Source organism: Flavonifractor sp. An100 (assembly GCF_002161175.1).
Lineage (GTDB): Bacteria > Bacillota > Clostridia > Oscillospirales > Oscillospiraceae > Lawsonibacter.
Genome location: NZ_NFMA01000027.1, coordinates 21,987 through 42,222 on the forward strand (window position 1 = coordinate 21,987; position 20,236 = coordinate 42,222).

Annotated in this window: 19 protein-coding genes and 1 pseudogene; 11 read left to right on the forward strand and 9 right to left on the reverse strand. The window is 52.4% G+C overall.

What is annotated here, in order from left to right; all coding sequences use genetic code 11:
• Nucleotide 1: 1 nt before the first annotated feature.
• On the reverse strand, nucleotides 2–304 hold the full coding sequence (locus tag B5E43_RS12975) for a DUF6809 family protein (RefSeq protein WP_164475096.1): 303 nt from the start codon (nucleotides 302–304) through the stop codon (nucleotides 2–4).
• 292 nt (nucleotides 305–596) lie between these two features.
• Here B5E43_RS12975 and B5E43_RS15210 point away from each other — a divergent pair, with 292 nt between their 5' ends.
• Both B5E43_RS15210 and B5E43_RS12980 read left to right on the forward strand, forming a co-directional pair.
• Complete coding sequence (locus tag B5E43_RS15210; protein WP_162614135.1) at nucleotides 597–764, forward strand: antitoxin VbhA family protein; 168 nt, start codon at nucleotides 597–599, stop codon at nucleotides 762–764.
• A gap of 1 nt (nucleotide 765) precedes the next feature.
• Nucleotides 766–1,383, forward strand: coding sequence for a Fic family protein (locus B5E43_RS12980; RefSeq protein WP_087397379.1), 618 nt, complete (start codon nucleotides 766–768; stop codon nucleotides 1,381–1,383).
• Between the two features lie 42 nt (nucleotides 1,384–1,425).
• Here B5E43_RS12980 and mobP3 read toward each other — a convergent pair whose 3' ends face one another.
• The 4 genes from mobP3 to B5E43_RS13000 form a co-directional block, all read right to left on the reverse strand.
• Nucleotides 1,426–3,384, reverse strand: coding sequence for a MobP3 family relaxase (mobP3, locus tag B5E43_RS12985; protein ID WP_242964830.1), 1,959 nt, complete (start codon nucleotides 3,382–3,384; stop codon nucleotides 1,426–1,428).
• Nucleotides 3,372–3,791, reverse strand: coding sequence for a hypothetical protein (locus B5E43_RS12990; protein ID WP_087397380.1), 420 nt, complete (start codon nucleotides 3,789–3,791; stop codon nucleotides 3,372–3,374). Before B5E43_RS12990 ends, mobP3 begins: the two co-directional genes overlap by 13 nt.
• Before the next feature lie 316 nt (nucleotides 3,792–4,107).
• Nucleotides 4,108–4,755 (reverse strand): helix-turn-helix domain-containing protein, encoded by a 648-nt coding sequence (locus tag B5E43_RS12995; protein ID WP_087397383.1) that lies wholly within the window; start codon nucleotides 4,753–4,755, stop codon nucleotides 4,108–4,110.
• The gene (locus B5E43_RS13000) at nucleotides 4,752–4,967 is read right to left on the reverse strand and encodes a helix-turn-helix domain-containing protein (protein WP_087397385.1); all 216 of its coding nucleotides are present in this window, start codon (nucleotides 4,965–4,967) and stop codon (nucleotides 4,752–4,754) included. The genes B5E43_RS12995 and B5E43_RS13000 overlap by 4 nt, the downstream gene beginning before the upstream one ends.
• Nucleotides 4,968–5,094: 127 nt before the next feature.
• On the opposite strand from B5E43_RS13000, the gene B5E43_RS13005 reads away from it, so the two are divergent.
• The 6 genes from B5E43_RS13005 (at nucleotide 5,095) to B5E43_RS13030 (ending at nucleotide 14,537) form a co-directional block, all read left to right on the forward strand.
• Entirely contained in the window at nucleotides 5,095–6,168 is a 1,074-nt protein-coding gene (locus tag B5E43_RS13005; protein WP_087397387.1) for a DUF6076 domain-containing protein, read from the forward strand.
• A 516-nt stretch (nucleotides 6,169–6,684) separates the two neighbouring features.
• Nucleotides 6,685–9,426 carry a DEAD/DEAH box helicase family protein gene (locus B5E43_RS13010; protein ID WP_087397409.1) on the forward strand — a complete coding sequence of 914 codons (2,742 nt, stop codon included), beginning with the start codon at nucleotides 6,685–6,687 and terminating at the stop codon, nucleotides 9,424–9,426.
• A 25-nt stretch (nucleotides 9,427–9,451) separates the two neighbouring features.
• Nucleotides 9,452–10,540, forward strand: coding sequence for a restriction endonuclease subunit S (locus tag B5E43_RS13015; RefSeq protein ID WP_087397390.1), 1,089 nt, complete (start codon nucleotides 9,452–9,454; stop codon nucleotides 10,538–10,540).
• Nucleotides 10,541–10,542: 2 nt separating this feature from the next.
• The gene (locus B5E43_RS13020; RefSeq protein ID WP_087397393.1) at nucleotides 10,543–11,253 is read left to right on the forward strand and encodes a hypothetical protein; all 711 of its coding nucleotides are present in this window, start codon (nucleotides 10,543–10,545) and stop codon (nucleotides 11,251–11,253) included.
• 11 nt (nucleotides 11,254–11,264) lie between these two features.
• Nucleotides 11,265–12,752 (forward strand): class I SAM-dependent DNA methyltransferase, encoded by a 1,488-nt coding sequence (locus B5E43_RS13025; RefSeq protein ID WP_087397410.1) that lies wholly within the window; start codon nucleotides 11,265–11,267, stop codon nucleotides 12,750–12,752.
• A gap of 120 nt (nucleotides 12,753–12,872) precedes the next feature.
• Complete coding sequence (locus B5E43_RS13030; RefSeq protein ID WP_242964831.1) at nucleotides 12,873–14,537, forward strand: RNA-binding domain-containing protein; 1,665 nt, start codon at nucleotides 12,873–12,875, stop codon at nucleotides 14,535–14,537.
• A gap of 487 nt (nucleotides 14,538–15,024) precedes the next feature.
• Here the strand turns inward: B5E43_RS13030 and B5E43_RS13035 are convergent, their stop codons facing one another.
• From B5E43_RS13035 to B5E43_RS13045, 3 genes are read right to left on the reverse strand one after another with little or no spacing between them, the layout of a single operon-like run.
• Nucleotides 15,025–16,440 (reverse strand): site-specific integrase, encoded by a 1,416-nt coding sequence (locus B5E43_RS13035; RefSeq protein WP_087397395.1) that lies wholly within the window; start codon nucleotides 16,438–16,440, stop codon nucleotides 15,025–15,027.
• Entirely contained in the window at nucleotides 16,398–17,603 is a 1,206-nt protein-coding gene (locus B5E43_RS13040) for a site-specific integrase (protein ID WP_087397397.1), read from the reverse strand. The genes B5E43_RS13035 and B5E43_RS13040 overlap by 43 nt, the downstream gene beginning before the upstream one ends.
• A 4-nt stretch (nucleotides 17,604–17,607) precedes the next feature.
• The gene (locus B5E43_RS13045; RefSeq protein ID WP_087397399.1) at nucleotides 17,608–17,913 is read right to left on the reverse strand and encodes a hypothetical protein; all 306 of its coding nucleotides are present in this window, start codon (nucleotides 17,911–17,913) and stop codon (nucleotides 17,608–17,610) included.
• A gap of 382 nt (nucleotides 17,914–18,295) precedes the next feature.
• Here B5E43_RS13045 and B5E43_RS13050 point away from each other — a divergent pair, with 382 nt between their 5' ends.
• Nucleotides 18,296–18,913: a Fic family protein gene (locus tag B5E43_RS13050; protein ID WP_087397401.1), complete on the forward strand. Its 618-nt coding sequence runs from the start codon at nucleotides 18,296–18,298 to the stop codon at nucleotides 18,911–18,913.
• Between the two features lie 40 nt (nucleotides 18,914–18,953).
• Here B5E43_RS13050 and B5E43_RS13055 read toward each other — a convergent pair whose 3' ends face one another.
• Nucleotides 18,954–19,409: a tetratricopeptide repeat protein gene (locus tag B5E43_RS13055; RefSeq protein ID WP_242964832.1), complete on the reverse strand. Its 456-nt coding sequence runs from the start codon at nucleotides 19,407–19,409 to the stop codon at nucleotides 18,954–18,956.
• Nucleotides 19,410–19,419: 10 nt separating this feature from the next.
• Between B5E43_RS13055 and B5E43_RS13060 the strand changes: the two genes are divergently transcribed.
• Both B5E43_RS13060 and B5E43_RS13065 read left to right on the forward strand, forming a co-directional pair.
• A complete protein-coding gene (locus tag B5E43_RS13060) occupies nucleotides 19,420–19,959 on the forward strand; it encodes a hypothetical protein (RefSeq protein WP_158099064.1) in 540 nt (179 codons plus the stop codon).
• Nucleotides 19,952–20,236, forward strand: a pseudogene (locus tag B5E43_RS13065) (ATP-binding protein); the annotation flags it as partial. The gene B5E43_RS13060 and the pseudogene B5E43_RS13065, both read left to right, overlap by 8 nt.

Consider the following 20,236-nt stretch of genomic DNA (forward strand, 5'->3'; position numbering starts at 1 on the left):
GCTATCCCTCCTCCCGATACATCGTCAGGCTTCCGTCGTCCTCATCCAGGGCCTCCATAGCCATTCTCATCCCCAGCCGGAACCCCAGGATGAAGTGCTCCAGAGCCATGGTGCTGTTGATTTCATTCTCGGCGTTGAGGAGCCGGAGCAGCAGAGTTTTCTTCTCTCCCTCCAACTGGGCAGTGAGCTTCTCCTCACACTGCTCTGCCCGGTCCATTGCGTCTGCTAGAACGGAGCCAGGTGTGATGTCTTGCTCATTGGGTGTGATCTTTCCAAAGTACAGATTCTCCAGGGTGTCTCGCATGTGTGCCGCCTCCTTTCTAACGACACAACATACCACAGAAAACAGAAATAGCCAGTGGTACGGCGCACAATTATCAAACTGTTATCATTTGGGCGCTCTGCCGCCGCATTCATTGTTAACAGCGTCGCAATCTCAAAGCTGGGGCAGATCGGAAGAAAGATATTCTTCTCATCTTTAGCCCCACGTGTCTTTATGCAGATACATGGTTACTTCGTACCTGCGCCCCTTGCAACTGAGACGGTCTTATGCTACAATGCAGGCACAAAGAACCTGATTCGCGGGAGGGATAAACATGTCTGACTCCATTGAACGCTCCATTCGGACAGCGGAGCTTTCCCTGAGAATGGAGGGGTTTTCTGTTACGGACGTCTGTAAGGAACTTTGCCGCAAGCTGCTGGCTGGGGAGATCACGCTGCAGGAATATCTGACGCAAGTGATTTCAGGCGAAGGGAAGGCCTGATATGGCGTACAGTATAGACGCGCTTACAGAGGACTGCTATCCAGGGACGACCTGCCTAATCAATAAACTAGGGATTCAGGATGAGGAGAAACTGGCGGAGACCGAAGCGGCTATTGTTTTGGGCAAGGCCAGTTTGCTGGATCAGCAGCCGATGGCAGGTGCATTTGATTTTGCACATTACAAATCTATCCATCATTTTTTGTTTTGCGATCTCTACAATTGGGCAGGGCAGATACGTACGATCAAGATTTCAAAAAAGGGAACGGTTTTTGTTCCTGCTGCTGAGATTCCGTCGTGTGCGGATGCGTGTTTTTCTCGGTTAGCTACCTTTACCGATGAAGGCCTTTCTCATCAGGAATTCATCGAGGCGATTGCGGATTTTTACAATACGATCAATATGCTGCACCCATTCCGAGAGGGAAACGGAAGAACCCAGCGGCTCTTTTTTACCCAGTGGATTCGTCACTTAGGCTATGAGTTTGATTTGTCTGATGTCGACCCGGATGAGTTCATGATCGCAACAATTTACGCAGCGCAAGGAGTGATGGATCCATTGATCGAGTTTTTTGCGCAAAAGCTCCAAGGGCCAACCATGGGATTAGATATGACATTTCGATAGGAATTTGAGTACCGAACAGTCCTGTTACTGTACGGTACTTTATTATTTTATGGTCATACCACCCCAGGTTTGAATCAGTTCCTCCTCGTGGTCATCCGGCTTGTGGCCCATGGCGATCTTCTTCTCCTGGATTTTTCTTCGAAGTTTGCGGTCGACATGGAGGCTAGCGCCAGATCGGGGTAGAGAGCGATCCTCAAAGATCCGGATCATATGGTAGAGCAGGCGGGTGGCCGACAGCATAACGGAGGGCGGACGGAGGTCACTCTGCCGTTCCAGGAAGAACTGAGCGTACTGGTTTTCCTGGGCGGCGGAGCGGCTGAACCAGTTCATCGCCTGGGTCTGGTCGTGAGTCATGCCCTGTCCTGTCAGGTACAACTTGCCCAGCATATACTGGGCATACTGGTTGTCCGCTTCTGCAGATTGTGTGAACCAATCTACCGCTTTGGCGGTATCTTTAGTCAGCACCTTGCCGGTCAGATACTCCTTTCCCAGCCAGTAGGCGGCCCAGGAATTTCCCTGGGCCGCCGCTTCTTTCAGCCAGCGGATGCCCTCGTCCGGGTCTCGGACTTCGGGATCGTCAGAGAGAAGCAGTTTCCCCAGAGCATACTGTGCCTCCGGAAGGTTTTGCTTGGCCGCTTGAACGAGCCAGTGCTTCGTCCTCCGGCTGTCCGGAATCAGCAGAGGACCATCCCGATAGAGTAGGCCCATCAGGTACTGGGCGTGGGTATCTCCTCGTTCCGCCAGCCGCTCCAATTCCTCCGTCGCGCCGTCCCGGTCGGCCAGGGGGAGGGTGTCGTCCTGAATAATCTGCCGCAGTTCCCAGCAGGCATAGGACTCGCCTCGCACTTGCTCCGGTTCGTCATGGCCGGTCAGGTCAGCGCCCTCGAAGGTGATATCCCCCAACCGTATCCGCTCCGCCTCCTGGATGACAGCGTTCTTGATCTGACGGAACTCTTTCTCCTGAGACAGCTTTTTCTTTTCTTTGGGCTTGTCGTGGTAGTAGCTGTCAACTTCATTTTGGAGAGCGCGCCACTGGTCGTAGCACTCACGGACCACCGGCAGCTCCTCCAGCTTATCCACGATTTCGTCTACGGTTTTCTTCACCGGCTTGGGGAGGTAGCCGTAGGACTTCTTGCCCTTGACCGTCTCCAGCTGCGTGGCCAGCTGTTCCATCTTCTGCTCGATCTCAGGAGCCGAGTAGGTGCTCTGTGACATCTCACGGGTCAGACGTCGAATGGCCCTGCGTGCCTCCCGCACCAACTCATCTCGCGACTGAGATTTCTGCTCATAGGTGTGCAGCATCTCCTGTTGGAAGATCTGATTGGTCAGCGTTGACTTGATCTTTTGGATGCCCTCCCGCGTCAGATAGGCTTCACCTGGCACCGTCGACCACGCCATCATATGGACATGGGGATGCTCGCTCTCATCATGGAAGGCGGCGTACCAGCGGAAGTTTCCCGGAGAAATATTCATCGCTGCGGCGATGTCATTGCGGTTAGCCCGGAGCAGGTTCCGCCACGCCCTGGCATTGTCGTAGCCAAGGCGGGCGGCGTCCTCGCGCTTCAGGGAGAGGATGTGCGTCCACACATTTCCGGTGTAGTGATCCAGTTCGTCCATAGCTTTTGCCAAGTCCACACTGTCCTCGTCACTGAACAGACCGTGATTGCCTAATCGTTCCGCTCTGGGCCGAGTAGCGATGTACTTCATGTAGCCCTCCGACTGCTGCACCGCCGGCCAGTTTTCCTCCAGTGACCTGGAGATGAACGCAGAGGCGTTGGATTTTGTTGGTTTGGTTTTGCAGTCGGAGTACTCATCCAACTCTTTGCTATCAGGAAAATCCTTCACCAATTTTGTGATGAGCTGCTCCTGCTTTCTTGTGGGCGGACGGTCATCCGGAAGCAACTCCACACGCTCCCGTGTCCCAATGTATCGCAGGTATCCACTGACAGAACTGCCGTTGCCGCACTTCAGGTAGGGACTTTTCATAATCAGTCGAGCCACTCATCGTCCTCCTCCCAGGCTCCCCGCACCCGCTGTTCCAGTGAGATGCGGCCGTTGGTCTTTTTCACATTCTGCACGCTCTCCGCCCGCCGGCGGCGGAGGTCCTCGTCACCAAATTGATAGGTGTCCGCCAAGATACCGGCCACCATGTCCTGTTCCACTGCTTGACGAAAGGCGATGGAGGACAGCCGCTCCTCCAACTGTCCCAGCCGTCCATCCAGATAGGACTTGATGGAGGTGGGAAGGAACAGTCCAGCGCTGTTGGCGCTGAGGTAGTCCAAGTAAAAGTCCACCGCCCGCGCGATGAAGGCGGTCATGCTCCGGCTCCCGTCCTCCTGATACCGACGCTCCAGGATGGCTTTCTTCTCCGGGGAGAGGTAGAAGGCGAATTTCTCTTTTCTGCCCATAAACTGCTCCTTTCCGGGGGTTGACCCCTGTTTTTTCCTTGTGACAGTAGGGGTTTGGGGATCATGACCGCAAACGTGATCCCCGCCTGCTGTTTTTGACCCCACTTTTGATACACCGCAAAACCCTCGTAACGACCCGCACTGCGGGGCGAAGTGACCGGCCGGAGGTGCCACCGGCGACCCCAGGCCTTTATCCTGCTTTTCCTTTCGTCCCTCTTACCTCCTCCAGAACCGGCTCAAAACCGGCCGATAACCCAGGGAGGAGATCATCTCCCCGCTCCCCAGGTGGCCTGGCCATACAGCAGCCTATATGCGGTCACGTGGGTGCTTCCTCTGTCGCCCGTTGGTGCTCACCTGGCGATTCCAATCTGTCTAACTGCTGCTGATAAAACGCATCCGTGGCCTGTTGAATAGGTAGAATCGTATAGAGATTATTGCCGTTCTGTTTCATCCCATGCCGGTCGATATAGCTGGTGCGTTCCACCGTGATGAGTTGCTTATCAGAGATCGTAGTGATGTGTTTCATCACAGTATTGACAGACAGACCGGTAGTCTCTGCGATGGTGCTATAGCTGGGATGACACTGGTGAGAGCGGCGGTCCTCACAGCACAGCAGGTAGGCGTAGACCGTGATGGCTCCGTGACTAAGATTCAGATAAAAGACTTCATCCGGAAGAGTGAAAAAATTCCCTGCCGTGGGCGGCGTCCAGGTTGGGAGTAGATTACTGGTCATGAGACCCCGGTCGACCAGAATGTCCACTTGCAGCTCCGCCATCTTGACACTCATTTTTGTGCGCATAGCAAGCTCTCTTATGGCAGGCACACCATGGATCTTCCGGCAGGAGCGGTACTGGAGATAGGCCAGAATGGCAAATGCTTGAGGCTTCAGTTTTTGTACCCAGATGTCGTTGGGCAGCGGGAAACGATACGTACTCGGATGGCGCGGTATGGTAAGCGGATTCATTGATGGCCACCTCCCTGTGTGTGCGCGGATACCCACTGAATGAATTGTTCTTTGGGAACGACCATTCGACTGCCAATCCTCAGAGTGGGGAACCCTTCTGTGTGCATGAGTTCATAGGTGCTGGAGGATGACACTCCGAGAACCTTTGACACGGTATTCGAGTTGAGAAACAGGGGAAGGGCATCATAACTTCTGTAGACAGACTCTTTCATGTGTACCTCCGATTGATTTTTTAAACTTTACCTGATACAATGATAGCAGAGACAGAAGAGGCGTTCAATCGTTTTGAGGTGGATCAGGTAAATCTCAAAAGTTGATCGGGTACAGACAGGAGGGCATATGGTAGGCGAGACATTTGATAGTGGGCAGGTTTTTACAGAGGCTGTAGATGATTTTACAGCGTTGTTCTATAGTGACCGTGTTTTTATTGGAGCGCGGGAATACCCAATTGGTCAGTGTGTTGTGGATATCCTGAACCTAGAGGAATCCGAGTTATTTCGGATCGATCAGATACTGATGGAATTTTTTCATACCGTGCAGGAAGTATGGGAACAAGATACTGAGAAGTCAGTACTTCGGGCACAGAAAAAATTGCAGGATGTATGGAATTTGGTATCTGTGCTACCGGTCTATCGGGACTTGAATATTGACTGGTTGCATCCAGTGGCACAAAACGCCCCCTTGTTAGAAAAGCTATGGAGCCGAATTCGGTATCTGACTGTAGAAGGAAGAGCCGGAGTAGACGAGAACCTACGTAAGCTTATGGGTGTCAATGAGCTCCTGCGTACATTTCAGAAACAGATTTCTCTGATGCTGGACGGATACTTTGAATCGCTGGAGCGGAGAAATCCGGAATCTTACGCTGTGGGAGTCTTTCAATTTTACAGCGATATTATGACGGCAGAGCTTTTGGAACGTGGCACGTGTGAGCTCGATCACAGTTTTCCAATCAAGGTGCAGTTTGTGCCGATGCTGTCCCCAGTAGGTGAGGACAAGGTCATTTTAGCGGAGCGGACCAGATTTTCTGCTCTTCTGGATTTCTTGGAGGTGGAGTTCTTTCGGGGACTTTCGGTGGGCAATGTCCCCCGGCGCTGCCACAACTGCGGGAAATATTTTCTGCTTACAGCGGGTTATAACACCTGTTACTGCAATAACATTGCGCCAGGTGAGACAGAGCGCACCTGCCGGAAAGTGGGAGCCCATCGTAAGGAGGCTAGGGACAGGGCTGGCCGCACGCCGGCGCAGATAGAATATGACCGAGCATACAATCGTTTGAAGCAGAGAAAAAATCGGAAGAAGATTACCATAGATGAGTGGAACGTAGCTGTGGCTAAGGCGCAGGGATTGTTGGAGCGGTCTGAGAGAGGGGAGTTAGCGGATGAGGAACTAAAACAGCAATTGGATAAGTTATAAGAGAAATGCCGGTGGGATACTCCTCCACCGGCATTTCTTTGTTTCAGTGTATCATATTTAAACCTGTGTCTGTTTCTTACATCCAAGCAAAGCGCCCCTTTTGCAAGTACAGTATGTGTGTTTGGGTCCTCAAAATTAGGATCAAGCAGGCATGAAGGAACATACTATGGAACTATACATGCTTCCTATTAGTACAGGGTATAGAAGTATTCTTTGGAAAGAATTTGAAGATGTGGGTGAAGAATTGCTGCTGCAACCGGGAAGCCCGGACGGGAGGCGCTTTGGAGCATACCCTTAACTTCTGAAAGCATTAAATGAGGGGCAAGGGCTCTTGGATTGGCGACTCCTTGGTCCATATCGTTTTGACGATTGTATGAGGATGACTCAAACGCTCAGTTGTTGAATTAGGAGGCCCATGTTATAATAAAAATATATTTGAAAATATTTCCCGATTGGCAACAAAGCGAGGAAACATTGGAGTACGTATAATCATTCAAGAAAAGCGGGGTGACCTCCATGACTCCTGAACAAAAAGCGCGTGAGGCAATTGATCAGAGACTCATTCAGTCCGGTTGGATTTTGCAGGATATGCGGCAGCTCAATCCAATGGCTGCTCCCGGCGTAGCGGTGCGGGAATTTCCCACCAGCACCGGGCCGGTGGATTATGCGCTTTTTATAGATGGCATCCCAATCGGAGTTGTGGAGGCCAAGGCAGATGAAAAAGGCGAAAATATCACCACGGCTGAGGCGCAGTCCAGCCGGTACGCCAGGAGTACCTTCAAGTGGGTCAAGACAGACTACCGCATCCGGTTTGCCTATGAAGCCACGGGAAAGCTGACTCGTTTTACCGATTACAAAGACCAGAAATACCGCTCCCGCCGCATCTTCAGCTTCCACCGCCCAGAGAGCCTGCGGGAGCTACTGAGGCAGGGCGACACCATCCGCAACAACATGAAGCATTTTCCACCCCTGGACACCTCCGGGTTCCGGGATTGTCAGATCACTGCGATCCGCAATCTGGAGCAGTCCTTCGGTGAGAACCGCCCCAGGGCGCTGATTCAGATGGCCACCGGCGCGGGCAAGACGTTTACCGCCATTACTGCCGTGTACCGTCTTCTGAAATACGCCAAGATCAACCGGGTGTTGTTCCTGGTAGACACCAAGGGCCTGGGGGAACAGGCGGAGCGGGAGTTCCTGGCTTACCGCCCCAATGATGACAACCGCTCGTTCTCTCAAATCTATGGGGTAAGGCGGCTGAAAAGCTCATACATCCCCAACGATGTGCAGGTGTGCATCAGTACCATCCAGCGGATGTATTCCATCCTGCGGGGAGAGGAACTGGACGAGTCGGCGGAGCAGACATCCCTCAACGAACTGACAACAGCGGACCGCCAGCCGGTCAAAGAGGTGGTATATAACGAGAAATACCCGCCGGAATTCTTTGACTGCATCATCATTGACGAGTGTCACCGATCCATCTACAATGTGTGGCAGCAGGTGCTGGACTACTTCGACGCCTTCCTGATTGGCCTGACCGCCACGCCGGACAAGCGCACCTTTGCCTTCTTCAACGAAAATGTGGTCAGTGAGTACCCCCGGGAGCAGGCCATTATCGACGGCGTCAACGTAGGGGAGGATATCTTCCTCATTGAGACGCAGGTGACCCAGAGCGGCGCCCACATCATGAAGCAGATGATTGAGTACCGAAACCGCCTCTCCCGGGAGAAGCGTTGGAAGCAGATGGACGAGGACGTAGATTACCGCCCCGCCCAGCTGGACCGGGATATTGTCAACCCCAGCCAGATCCGCACGGTGATTCGCTCCTTCCGGGAGAACCTGTTTTCCAAACTGTTCCCCCGCAGAAGGGAAGTTCCCAAAACATTGATCTTTGCCAAGACGGACAGCCACGCGGACGACATTGTGCAGATCGTCCGGGAGGAGTTCGGGGAGGGCAACGAGTTCTGCCAGAAGATCACCTACTCCGCCCAGGACCCGGAGGGCGTGCTCAGCAGCTTTCGCAACAGCTACAATCCCCGCATTGCCGTCACAGTGGACATGATCGCCACCGGCACCGACGTAAAGCCCATCGAGTGCCTGATCTTCATGCGGGACGTGCGTAGCCGGAACTATTTTGAACAGATGAAGGGCCGGGGCACCCGCGTCCTCAGCAAGGACGATCTGCAGAAGGTCACGCCCTCGGCCACGGAGAATAAGGACCACTTTGTCATTGTGGACGCTGTGGGGGTTACTACCTCCAAGAAGTCGGACACCCGTGTCCTGGAACGCAAGCCCTCTGTCTCTTTGAAAGAACTGATGCTGAATGTGGCGCTGGGAGCCCGGGACGAAAATACCCTCACCTCCCTGGCCGGACGGATCATCCGCCTGAACAGTCAGATGTCGCCCGGCGAGCGGAAGGAGTTTACGGAGGTGGTGGGCCTGCCCGCCAACAAACTGGCGGAGGAGCTACTGGACGCCTTTGACGAGGATGTGCTCACCGCCGCGGCTCGGGAGAAATTCCACACACAGGAGCCTACCGCGGAGCAGGTGCAGTCCGTCCAAAAGGAGGCGGCGGCACAGACGGCCGCTCCCTTCTGCCGGCCGGAGGTGCGGGATTTCATCGAAAACGTCCGCCGTAGCCACGAGCAGATCATCGACAACACCAACCCGGACACGGTGCTCTTTGCCGGGTTCGACGCCCAGAAGGAGCAGACCGCCCAGCGGGTGATCCAGACTTTCCGTGACTTTATCCAGGAGCACAAGGACGAGATCATCGCCCTGCGCATCCTGTACAGCCAGACCTATCAGGACCGGCCCATGGTTCTGGAAAAGCTGAAAGCCCTGTATGAGAAGCTGCGGGAGAAAGGGGTCACCCTGGAGCGGCTGTGGGACTGCTATGCCATTCAGAAGCCGGAGAAGGTGAAGCAGACCAGTGCAGTGCGCCAGCTGGCCGATCTGGTGTCCCTGGTGCGGTTCGAGATGGGGGAGGCGGACAGCCTCCAGCCCTTTGCAGACAAGGTGAACTATAACTTCCAGCAGTGGACCTTCCGCCGCAACGCCGGCGCGGTCCACTTTACCCCGGAGCAGATGGAGTGGCTCCAGCTGGTGAAGGACCACATTGCCACCTCTTTGAGCATTCAGAAGGAGGATCTGGACCTGAGCCCCTTCGACCGCAGGGGCGGCCTGGGGCGGTTCTATCAGGTGTTCGGGGACAAGTATGAGGAGATTTTGTGGGAAATGAATCGGGAATTGGTGGCGTAATAAAATTAAATTTAGGACGGTAATAATGGTAAAAAAGTGGAGTGATGTACTTACAATCGTAAGTGGAAAAAATCAAAAGACCGTTGTTTCCTCTGGCGGAAAGTATCCCATATATGGAAGCGGCGGAATAATGGGATACGCAAGCAATTACTTGTGTGAAGCGGGGACGACGATTGTTGGTCGAAAAGGTACGATCAATAAACCAATTTTCGTAAATGAACCCTTTTGGAATGTTGATACTGCGTTTGGAATTTCACCAGGAAATGAATTGCACCCTAAATACTTGTATTATTTTTGTTGTTCATTTAATTTTAAAGAATTGGACAAATCAACTACAATACCGAGCCTTGCGAAAAGAGATTTGCTTCAAATCGAGATGCCTGTTCCTTCTTTGAGTGAGCAGGAGCGCATAGTCTCCAAAATCGAGGAGCTGTTTTCCAAACTGGACGCCAGCGTGGCGGAACTGAAAACCGCAAAGGAAAAGCTGAAGGTCTACCGGCAGGCGGTGCTGAAAGAGGCGTTTAGATGTGCTGAAAGTTTTGTCCCATTTGGTAACATTACGGATGCCAGATTAGGGAAGATGCTCGATAAGGAGAAAAATACTGGAACGCCACAACGCTACTTACGAAATATTAATGTACGATGGTTTAATTTTGACCTATCTGATTTGTTGGAAATGCGTATTGGTTTGGATGAAATAGAGAAATATTCTATTCAATATGGTGATCTTGTGATTTGTGAGGGGGGAGAACCGGGGCGTTGCGCTGTGTGGGAAGAACAGGAGCCTATTTTCTATCAAAAGGCTCTTCATCGCGTCCGTTTTACAGATGGGTCTAATCCTAAATTTTATATGTATTACTTGTGGTTTGCAGCTCAGACAGGGCAACTAAAGCGTTTTTTTACGGGGACTGGAATTAAGCATTTAACCGGACAATCACTTGTGAAAGTGCCTGTTCCGAGTGCTGATAAGAATACACAGGATCATGCAGTATCAGAAATTGAATTTCGGTTATCTGTTTGTGACAGCATCGAACAGACCGTTGACACTTCCTTGCAGAAAGCAGAAGCCCTGCGGCAGAGTATTTTGAAACAAGCCTTTGAGGGAGGAATATAATTATGTCGTTTATTATTACCGTACACACCAATGAAGGTATTATTATGGCAAGTGACAGCAGGACAACATATACAAATACTTCAAGAGAAAAAGACGGAACCGTTATACAGAGGATTGGGGTTCAAATTACAGACACTACATATAAAACATTTGTATGCAATTCAAAGATTGGGCTTTCAACTTGCGGAACGGCTTCCATTAATGCTATGCCAATTGCAGGATTTATAGAGGATTTTATTGCTCAAAAAATAACGGAAGAAAGTTCAGTTGAAGAAGTAGCACAAGAACTCTTGGCGTTTTTTGCTCAATATACTCCGCTACCAGGAACTAACTTTGTTGTAGCTGGCTATAATAAAGACGATTTAAAGCAACATATTAGCAGAGTTTATATTGCCACGAAGCAAATTGTTCCAATTGCTATAAATGCACCAGGAGTTGTTTGGGACGGTGAAACGGATACATTGATGCGTCTTGTTCAAAATGTTGCCCTAAAAAAACAAGAGAATACATATTCGGATTTGGTTTTCTATCCAATAGGGTATAATTACTTTACTCTTCAAGATGCAATTAATTTTGCAGAATATGCTGTTGATGTTACCATAAAAACAATGGCCTTCAAAGATTGTGTTAAAACTGTAGGTGGCCCTATTGATATATTAGCAATCAAACCAAGTGGTGCGTTCTGGATTCAGAGAAAAGAATTACACGCATGAAAGGAATGCTTATGCCTGACCAAACCTCAACCATCATCTCCAAAGTCTGGGGGATGTGCGGCCCTCTGCGGGACGACGGCGTGTCCTACGGCGACTACCTGGAGCAGCTTACATACCTGATTTTTCTGAAAATGTCCGACGAGTACGCAAAACCACCCTACAAGCGGGAGACCGGTATCCCCGCCGGCTGCGGCTGGTCGGATATGAACACCTTGAAAGGCGCGGAACTGGAGAGCAAGTACAAATCCATCCTGGAGACACTGGGGGAGCAGGGCGGCACCCTGGGCAAGATCTTTCAGGGGGCGGTCAACAAGATCAGCAACGCCGCCATTCTCTACCGCATCGTCCAGATGATCGACAAGGAAAACTGGGTATCTATGTCCACCGACGTGAAGGGCGAGATCTACGAGGGCCTGCTGCAAAAGAACGCCGAGGACGTGAAAAGCGGTGCGGGCCAGTACTTCACGCCCCGGCCGCTGATCCGGGCCATGGTGGAGTGCATCCGACCGGAACCCAGGAAAACCATCGCCGACCCCTGCTGCGGCAGCGGCGGCTTCCTGCTGGCGGCCCAAAGCTACCTGTCCGACCCCAAGCACTATACCCTGGACCGGGAGGCCAAGGAGTTTTTGAAGCGGGACACCTTCCGGGGCTGGGAGATCGTGCCCACCACATTCAAGATGAGCCTGATGAACCTCTTTCTCCACAACATCGGCGACCTGTACGGGGAGGTCCCCATCACTCTCGGGGACGCCTTGCTCACCGACCCGGGGGAGCGGTTCGACTATGTGCTCACTAATCCTCCCTTCGGGAAAAAGTCCTCCCTCACCTTCACCAATGAGGAGGGGGAGCAGGAGGAAGAGGACCTGGTCTACAACCGGCAGGATTTCTGGACCACCAGCTCCAACAAGCAGCTCAACTTCCTCCAGCACATCAACACCCTTCTGAAAGCCACCGGAAAGGCGGCGGTGGTGGTGCCGGACAATGTGCTCTTTGAGGGCGGAGCCGGGGAGACTATCCGGAAGAAACTGCTGGAGACCTGCGACCTCCACACCATTCTCCGACTGCCCACCGGAATCTTCTACAAGCCCGGCGTCAAAGCAAATGTGATTTTCTTCGACAAACGCCCCGCCAGCCCGGAGCGGCAGACCAAGGAAGTCTGGTTCTACGATCTGCGGACCAATCTGCACTTTACCCTGAAACAGCACCCAATGACCTATGAGGATTTGAAAGACTTCATCCGGTGCTACCACCCGGAAAACCGCTATGAGCGCCACGAGACCTGGAGCCAGGACAACCCGGATGGCCGCTGGCGGCGGTTTACCGCCGAGGAGATCCTCAATCGGGACAAAACCAGCCTGGATATCTTTTGGATCAAGGACAAGGCTCTGGCTGATTTGGACAACCTGCCGGCCCCGGAGGAACTGGCGGAGGACATCCTGGAAAACCTCCAGTCGGCCATGGATGGATTCAGCGAGCTGCTGGATGCGCTGAAACAATGACAATTGCAGGCCTATCTGCCAAGTTCATATCATCGTATCACGATTAACACCATCGCAAAAACACTCGAATAACACACGCGTGTGTTTTCTTTGTTGACAAAAACACACGCGTGTGTTATTGTGCGTTTAAAGGATGTGATTGCATTGAACATTGGTTTTCGGGAAGATATGACGCATGAGTTCAAAAGTGATCGAAAGAAGTTGGCGGATCAAGAAATCATCGATGCAGTGGTTGCATTTGCCAATACCGATGGAGGAGATCTTTACCTTGGGGTAGAGGATGATGGCGAGATCACGGGATTGCATAAAGAACATTCGGATATTACTCGTTTGGCCGCTTTTATTGCCAATAAAACTGTCCCACCGGTCCCGGCCCGATGCGAAATTTTAGATCTGGAAAAGCCAATTCTAAAAATCTCTGTCCCCCGCCGTACCAGTATTACCGCATCGTCTTCCGGGAAAATGCAGCGAAGGCGCCTCAAAGCGGATGGAACTCCAGAGAATGTTCCGATGTATCCCTATGAAATTGCCGGCCGGCTATCAGATTTGAGCCTTTTTGACTATTCCGCGCAGCCGGTTCCAGATGGTGATTATCAGGATTTAGACCCTGTTGAGCGGGAGCGGCTTCGTCAAATCATCCGAAAATATCGGGGGGAACCTGCGCTCCTGGAATTGGACAATGAAGAACTTGACAAAGCGCTGCAAATGGTCGTCCAGGTGGACAAAAAGCTTGTGCCTACCTATACAGGATTGCTGCTGATTGGAAAGGCGGAACGTCTGAAAACGTTGATGCCGACGGCAGAAACTGCGATTCAGGTGCTTGAAGGAACCGATATTCGGGTCAATGAATCGTTTTTCCTCCCAATTCTCTCTGCCTTTGAAAAAATTACAGAGTATGTTGCCGCATGGAACCATGAAGAGGAAATGGAAGAGGGATTGTTCCGTGTTTCCATCCCAGATTTTGATAAGCGGGCATTTCGAGAGGCGTTAGTCAATGCGTTTTGCCATCGTGACTATTCTATGCTGGGCAGAGTACGAGTGGAAATCAACAGTGAGGGGATGCTGATCAGCAATCCCGGGGGTTTTATTGAAGGGATCAATGCAGATAATTTGTTGGACGCGGAGCCGCATGGCCGCAATCCGGTCCTGGCTGATGCGCTGAAGCGAATTGGTTTGGCAGAGCGAACGGGCAGAGGTATCGACAGAATTTATGAAGGCTCGCTATTATATGGGCGCCTGCTCCCTGACTATTCCCAATCCACCGGTACCAGTGTGCGCCTTTTCATCCCTAGAGGATTGCCAGATAAAGCTTTTGTCCGGATGATCTCAGAGGAGCAGCAGCGCTTGGGCCACCCGCTTCCAATCTATGCGCTTCTTGTTTTGAACACCTTGAAACAAATGCACCAGGCAGCGCTCCGTGAGATATCCGAGGCACTCAAACGGGATGAAAGCCGTATTAAAATTGTTGTGGAGACGCTTGTGGAATCTGGATTGGTAGAAGCGATTGGGAATGGCCGTGGCAGAAACTATATGTTAAGCCCGAAAGCCTACGGGAGAGAAAATACAGCTGCGTATATCAGACAAAAAGGAATTGACGAACTTCGATATGAAGAATTGGTTTTGGAGCTCGCCAGGAAACAGAAGTCAATTAAACGGGCGGATGTAATCGCATTACTGCATGTTTCTCCGGCAAAGGCATTTCGCATTCTGCAACGGCTGGTGAAGAATCAAAAGTTGACGTTGCAGGGAAAGGGAGCGGGCGCATACTACACATTGGAGGTATGATCTCTTTGTCAACACCATCGCAAAAGTAGTTCCATGGTGACTTGCCAAAAGCAAGTAGGCCGATTACTGTCGCGGTGCAGAAAACCGCACTCTGACCACATTTGTGCAAACGGTCAGATCGCAAAAGTATACTCTCCCAACGATTTGACCACACAACCAGCCACAGACAGCGTTGGAACAGGCGGAAACCTTGTGGTTAAAGAGTGACGGAAAGCAAGTGAAATAAAGCGGATAAGGTTAAAAATTACAAAAATAGTTAGAAAAAATCTCTATTTGGGGTTGACGTGCGGGAGGTCACAGGTTCAAGTCCTGTATCGTCCACCAGATAAACCGCTGTTCTCGAGAGAGAACAGCGGTTTTTTCTAACCTTTTCACCCATTTTTCTCTATGCTGCATTTCGTCCAATTATCTTTGACCACATAACAGCCACAGACAGGCAAAACGCCGACCTCCGGAATTGCTTTTACCGGAGGGCGTTTTTCTGTTTTTAGCCCACTTTTTTCTTGGCCCGAAGGGGTTTCAGCTCCTTCTTCATCTCCTCAATCAGCTGCGCCAATTTCCGCTCACACTCCTCCTCTGTTGAGGCATAAACATTCCGAGCGATGCGCTTTCCATTGACCTTCGGAGAGTACCGCCCTTCCCAGAGGTGGTCACTCAGTTTAGTAATACATCCAGTTCCTGGCTTGCGGTACTTTCCCTTGACCGCTTGGAAGTTCGTTGTCTTCGGTCTCTTCTGTTGTTCCGGCTTGGGAGACGGCTCCACACCGGCGATTCCCCGGTCGATCCGGTCGGCGGCTTTTTGCCGCATCTCATCGGTCACATGGGCGTAGACATTCAAGGTGGTAGCGCTGGATACATGGCCGATGATGGCGGACAGGGTCTTGATGTCCATCCCATGCTCCAAGGCGTTGGTAGCAAAGGTATGGCGCAAGTCGTGAAACCGCAGATGCTTACATCCCGCCCGTTTCAGTACAGCGGCCAGCTTTTTCCGCACCGCCGCCGGGTCCAGGGGAGAATCCGCTTTCTTCGGCGAGGGGAACATCCAGCGGGAGGAGCAGCTTTTATGGTAACGCTCCAGAACATTCAGGATAGGAACCGGCAGGATCACGCTCCGGCTGGAGGTTCTGGTTTTGGGCGTTGAGACTACCAGCTCTCCCTTGATTCGCTGAACCTGACGCTCTATCCGCAGCACCCCCGTTCGGAAGTCCAGGTCATCCCACTGCAGGGCCAGGATCTCGCCCCGCCGCAGGCCGGTAGACAGCTCCAGCAGAAGCAGCTCATAGCACCCGTCCTCTTTGGCCTGAATGAGCAGGCACTGGATTTCTTCTCCGGTCAATACAGCCATTTCCCTGGGACGGGTGGCTGGCGCTTTGCAGTTTGCGGCGGGGTTTTTCAGAATCAGCCCCTCTGCCACCGCCTTGTCCAGGGCCATGCGGCAGGTCACATGGCAGCTTTTCACCATGCGGTCGGACAGCCCCGGGCCGTACTGCTCCACCCGCCGGAGCCGACCGCCCTGTTTCAGTCGGTGATAAAACTGCTGGAGATCGCTTTGGGTCAGTTGGGAAAGGGGGATGTGCCCCAGCTCCGGAATGATGTGCTGATAGATGCGGTTTTCGTAGTCCGCCTGGGTCTTGGGTTTAATAGCTGGCTTACAGTCCGTCTGATACCAGTGATCCAGCCAGGCACCGAAGGTCATGTCCCCCTTGGGCCGCTCCGGCTCTGTACCCTTGAGGCTCTCCTTCAGGGCCTTCAGCTTGGCCGCGCACTCCCCCTTGGTCTTAGCCAGCACATTTTTCGTCTTTGGATGGCCCTTTTCATCATAGCCCACCACATACCGCCCCTCCCAGCGGCCGTCCTTTCTCAGGTGGAGACTGCCGTCTCCCCGCTTTCGCTGCTTTGCCACAGTTCCACCTCCTCTCCCAACAGCTCTGTCATGAAGCCCCCTACGATTTCAGCGGCATTACGGTGCATATCCCCAGTCACATGGGTATAAGTGTCCAGGGTGAAGCTGGCCTTCGTGTGGCCCAGGATACCGGACAGGGTCTTGGCATCCACCCCGCTGGCCAGGGCATGGGTGGCGAAGGTATGGCGCAGATCGTGGAACCGAAGATCAGGCAGTCCGGACTCCTCCAGCAGGCCTTTCAGCCGCCGGTAGGCGCTGCCCGGACTGACCGGCTTCTCCGGGCTGAGCGGATCAGGGAAGATCCATTCCGTCAGGGCGGACTTTTTTCGCTCCCGCAGAAGCTGGGCTGTGCTGGAGGGAAGCAAAATCGTTCGGGTTCCCGCATAGGTTTTGGTCGTCCCTTCCTCCACCCCACCGCCCTTCCGGGCGTGGATGGTACGGCATACATTTAATGTTCCGGCCTCTTCATCAAAGTCGGACCACTTGAGGCCGCACAGCTCGCCTCTCCGCAGTCCGGTGGTCAGTTCCGTGAGGAAGAAGTCCCGCCAGATCCAATCTTGTTGGGCCGCCGCTTTGAAGGTATCCAGCTGATCATGGTTGAGAATTTTCTTTGCTTGACTCACAGCCTTGGGCGGCGTAACCGCATCAGCCGGATTAGAGGGAAGCAGTCCATTCTCAGCTGCAGTTCTCAGCGCATGGTGGATGATGTTATGGATGCTGCGGACGGTGGTCGGGCTCAGTCCAACCTCATGATTTCCGCCTTTCTTTCTTCCTCGTTCCAGAAGCTTTTCATAGAGGGAACGCAAATCTGCCGCGGTGACCTTCCTCAGCGGCTTTTCTCCCAAGTACGGGATGACATGGTTCGTGATATCTCTTCGGTATCCCTCCAGCGTACTATCCCGAATGGTTCCTTTGACATATTCCCCCAACCACTTGTCCAGCCACTGGGACAGGGTCATGCTGCTCTCCTCGGTCAGGTCCACGCCCTGATAGGCGTTTATGTTCTGCCGGAGCTTGGTGGTCAGCTCCTTCTGGGTGTCGGCGTAGATGTAGCGAAATATGGAGTCGCCGTTTGCCTTGTGACCGATGACGATGCGGCCTTCCCAACGGCCATCCTCCCGCTTGCGGACCATGCCGTCCCCGGATGGCCTGCGCTTTCCCATAGCTTCATTCCTCCTCTCTCATCTGGCGGCAGACGCGCTCTGTCTCCTCCTCATCGAAGGAGTACAGGCCGTCCGCCTCCAGTCCCTTACTCAGTCCCCAGGCCAGTTTGAACCCGGCGGTGAAGCTGGCCTGGGAGATTTCTTCTTTCAACAGATTCTGACTGTCCACCAGGTGCATGAGCCTGCGCCGCTGCAGCTTGTCCAGGCAGTCCCGCACTTCCTGGCGGGTGTTCTCGATGTCTTCTTCCAATTCACTGAAGTCCGGCTCCTGGTAGAACCGCTGGTGCAGGGCTCTCATGTAGTCGTTCATGTGCACCGCCTCCTTTGCAGCAACACACAATACCGAACTACCGAGAGAATAGCCAGGGCTTTTGACCACAATTATCAGATTGTTATCATTTGCCGGAGAAATTTTCTTTGTTATACACTGTACTAAAATTGCCCACTGTATTCGGTTTGCAACAGCCGGACTCTTATGTTACAATGCATACATCAACCAACTTCTGTAATGGAGGTTTTCTAAATGTCCAACTCCATTGACCGATCTATTCGATCCGCCGAGCTGTCTTTGCAAATGGAAGGATTTTCGGTATCAAATACCTGTAAAGACCTTTGCCACAAGTTGCTTTCCGGCGAGATTACGCTGGAGCAATATCTGGCCTGCGTTATACCCGACAGGAAGAAGGGTTAGTATGGCTTACAGTATCGATGCGATAACCGACGGCTGCTATCCCGGAACAACCTGTCTCATCAACAAACTGGGGATACAGGATGAGTCTGTATTGGCCGAAACAGAAGCTGCTGTTGTTTTGGGCAAGGCAAGCCTGTTGGATCAACAGCCGATCCAGGGTGAGTTTGACTTTGATCATTACAAGCGTATTCACCATTTTCTATTTTGCGATCTTTATGATTGGGCTGGTCAAGTGCGCTCTATCAGTATTTCAAAAAAGGGTACGGCATTTGTTTCCCCAGATGAGATTGAATCCTGTGCGGGCGCCTGTTTTAAGCGATTGAGCACCTTTCATCCAGACGGATTGTCCCATCGGCCGTTAGCGGAAGAAGTAGCGGACTTTTACCACACCATCAACATGCTGCACCCTTTCCGTGAGGGGAATGGCCGTACTCAGCGGCTTTTCTTTGCGCAGTGGATTCAGCATCTTGGCTATGAGTTTGCCTTAGCAGATGTGGACCCGGACACATTTATGATTGCTACGATTTATGCGGCACAAGGGGTCATGGATCAGTTAATTGATTTCTTTGAAGATGCAATTCAGATCCCGCGTATGAGTATGGAAATTGACCTTTCATAATTTGCACATTTACCGGGCAGTTTCGGACTGCCCGGTATTTTTATCCCATGGTCATGCCGCCCATAGTCTGCTCCTCCTCATGGTCATCCGGCTTGTGGCCCATGGCGATCTTCTTCTCCTGGATCTTCCTCCTGAGTTTTCGATCTACCTGCTGGCCTACTGGGATGGCGGGCGGAACGGAGTTGTCCTCAAAGATCCGGCTCATGTGGTAGAGCAGCTGAGTAACCGCCAGCATCACAGAGGGCGGGCGGAGATCGTTTCTCTGCTCCAGGAAGAACTGAGCATACGGATTTCCCTGGGCGGCGGAACGGCTGAACCACATCATTGCCTGGACCTGATCCCGTGGCAGCCCCTGTCCCGTCAGGCACAGCTTCCCCAGCATATACTGGGCGTACTGGTTGCCCGCCTCTGCCGATTTGGTGAACCAATCCGCCGCTCTGGCGGTGTCCTTGCTGACGGTGCTTCCCTCCAGATACTCTTTGCCCAGACGGTACACGACGCTTACCGTGAGTAAAACAGGCTTTGCAACGATTGAGACGAATAAATACGGGCTATCTCCCATGCTGGCCGGCGAAAAAGTACAGGCCAAAATCTTCTATGACCATGTAGAGTTTTACCACGACCACAGACCGGTTGGACGCTTTCCCAGAAGCTACAAGACCAATGATGAGGTCTACGACTGGACGCAGTATGTGTCCACCCTCTGCAAAAAGCCAGGAGCGATTGAGCATACCCGTTTCTTCCACCAAATGCCGCAACGGTGGCAGGATTATCTTGCTTCCACCAAGGGAAAAGAGCGGAAGAGCGCCCTGCAACTTCTCAGCGAAATCGTTGCTGACGGAAACTCTGAGTTCTGTGATGATGCTCTGGAAATGGCAGCCGCCAATGGCCGGGCCGATGTGGACAGCCTGCGGCAGTGTTATTACATGATTGCCAAGAAGGAGTACCGCCCAGATCTGCTTAAACTCTCCGGAGCCCCATTGCTGAACTACAATCCAAACCTCTCAGCCTATGATGGCCTGATGGGAGGTGAGGCTCATGGCTGAACAGATTGAACAGCTCATGCGGCAAGTGAAGCTGGGCGGCATGGCGAAAGGCTGGCGGAGCGTCCCCTACGAAAATACCGAGCAGTATGTGACCGATCTCTTGACACTGGAATTGCAGGAACGAGAAACCAACCAGATTAACCGCATGGTAAAGACGGCTGGTTTCCGGGTGATGAAGACACTGGATGATTTTGTGTGGAACTCCGCCATTGAACTTCCTGGCGGCTTGCCACAGGAATACATGACCGACCTCCAGTTCCTTGCCCCAAAAGAGAAC

What these genes read in the sequence shown, in the direction of transcription:
- B5E43_RS13025 (WP_087397410.1), top strand. Translation starts at nt 11,265, where the DNA reads ATGCCTGACCAAACCTCAACCATCATCTCCAAAGTCTGGGGGATGTGC.
- B5E43_RS13015 (WP_087397390.1), top strand. Translation starts at nt 9,452, where the DNA reads ATGGTAAAAAAGTGGAGTGATGTACTTACAATCGTAAGTGGAAAAAAT.
- B5E43_RS13050 (WP_087397401.1), top strand. Translation starts at nt 18,296, where the DNA reads ATGGCTTACAGTATCGATGCGATAACCGACGGCTGCTATCCCGGAACA.
- B5E43_RS15210 (WP_162614135.1), top strand. Translation starts at nt 597, where the DNA reads ATGTCTGACTCCATTGAACGCTCCATTCGGACAGCGGAGCTTTCCCTG.
- B5E43_RS13005 (WP_087397387.1), top strand. Translation starts at nt 5,095, where the DNA reads ATGGTAGGCGAGACATTTGATAGTGGGCAGGTTTTTACAGAGGCTGTA.
- B5E43_RS12980 (WP_087397379.1), top strand. Translation starts at nt 766, where the DNA reads ATGGCGTACAGTATAGACGCGCTTACAGAGGACTGCTATCCAGGGACG.
- B5E43_RS12975 (WP_164475096.1), bottom strand. Translation starts at nt 304, where the DNA reads ATGCGAGACACCCTGGAGAATCTGTACTTTGGAAAGATCACACCCAAT.
- B5E43_RS12990 (WP_087397380.1), bottom strand. Translation starts at nt 3,791, where the DNA reads ATGGGCAGAAAAGAGAAATTCGCCTTCTACCTCTCCCCGGAGAAGAAA.
- B5E43_RS13010 (WP_087397409.1), top strand. Translation starts at nt 6,685, where the DNA reads ATGACTCCTGAACAAAAAGCGCGTGAGGCAATTGATCAGAGACTCATT.
- B5E43_RS13000 (WP_087397385.1), bottom strand. Translation starts at nt 4,967, where the DNA reads ATGAAAGAGTCTGTCTACAGAAGTTATGATGCCCTTCCCCTGTTTCTC.
- B5E43_RS13020 (WP_087397393.1), top strand. Translation starts at nt 10,543, where the DNA reads ATGTCGTTTATTATTACCGTACACACCAATGAAGGTATTATTATGGCA.
- B5E43_RS13045 (WP_087397399.1), bottom strand. Translation starts at nt 17,913, where the DNA reads ATGAACGACTACATGAGAGCCCTGCACCAGCGGTTCTACCAGGAGCCG.
- B5E43_RS12995 (WP_087397383.1), bottom strand. Translation starts at nt 4,755, where the DNA reads ATGAATCCGCTTACCATACCGCGCCATCCGAGTACGTATCGTTTCCCG.
- B5E43_RS13040 (WP_087397397.1), bottom strand. Translation starts at nt 17,603, where the DNA reads ATGGGAAAGCGCAGGCCATCCGGGGACGGCATGGTCCGCAAGCGGGAG.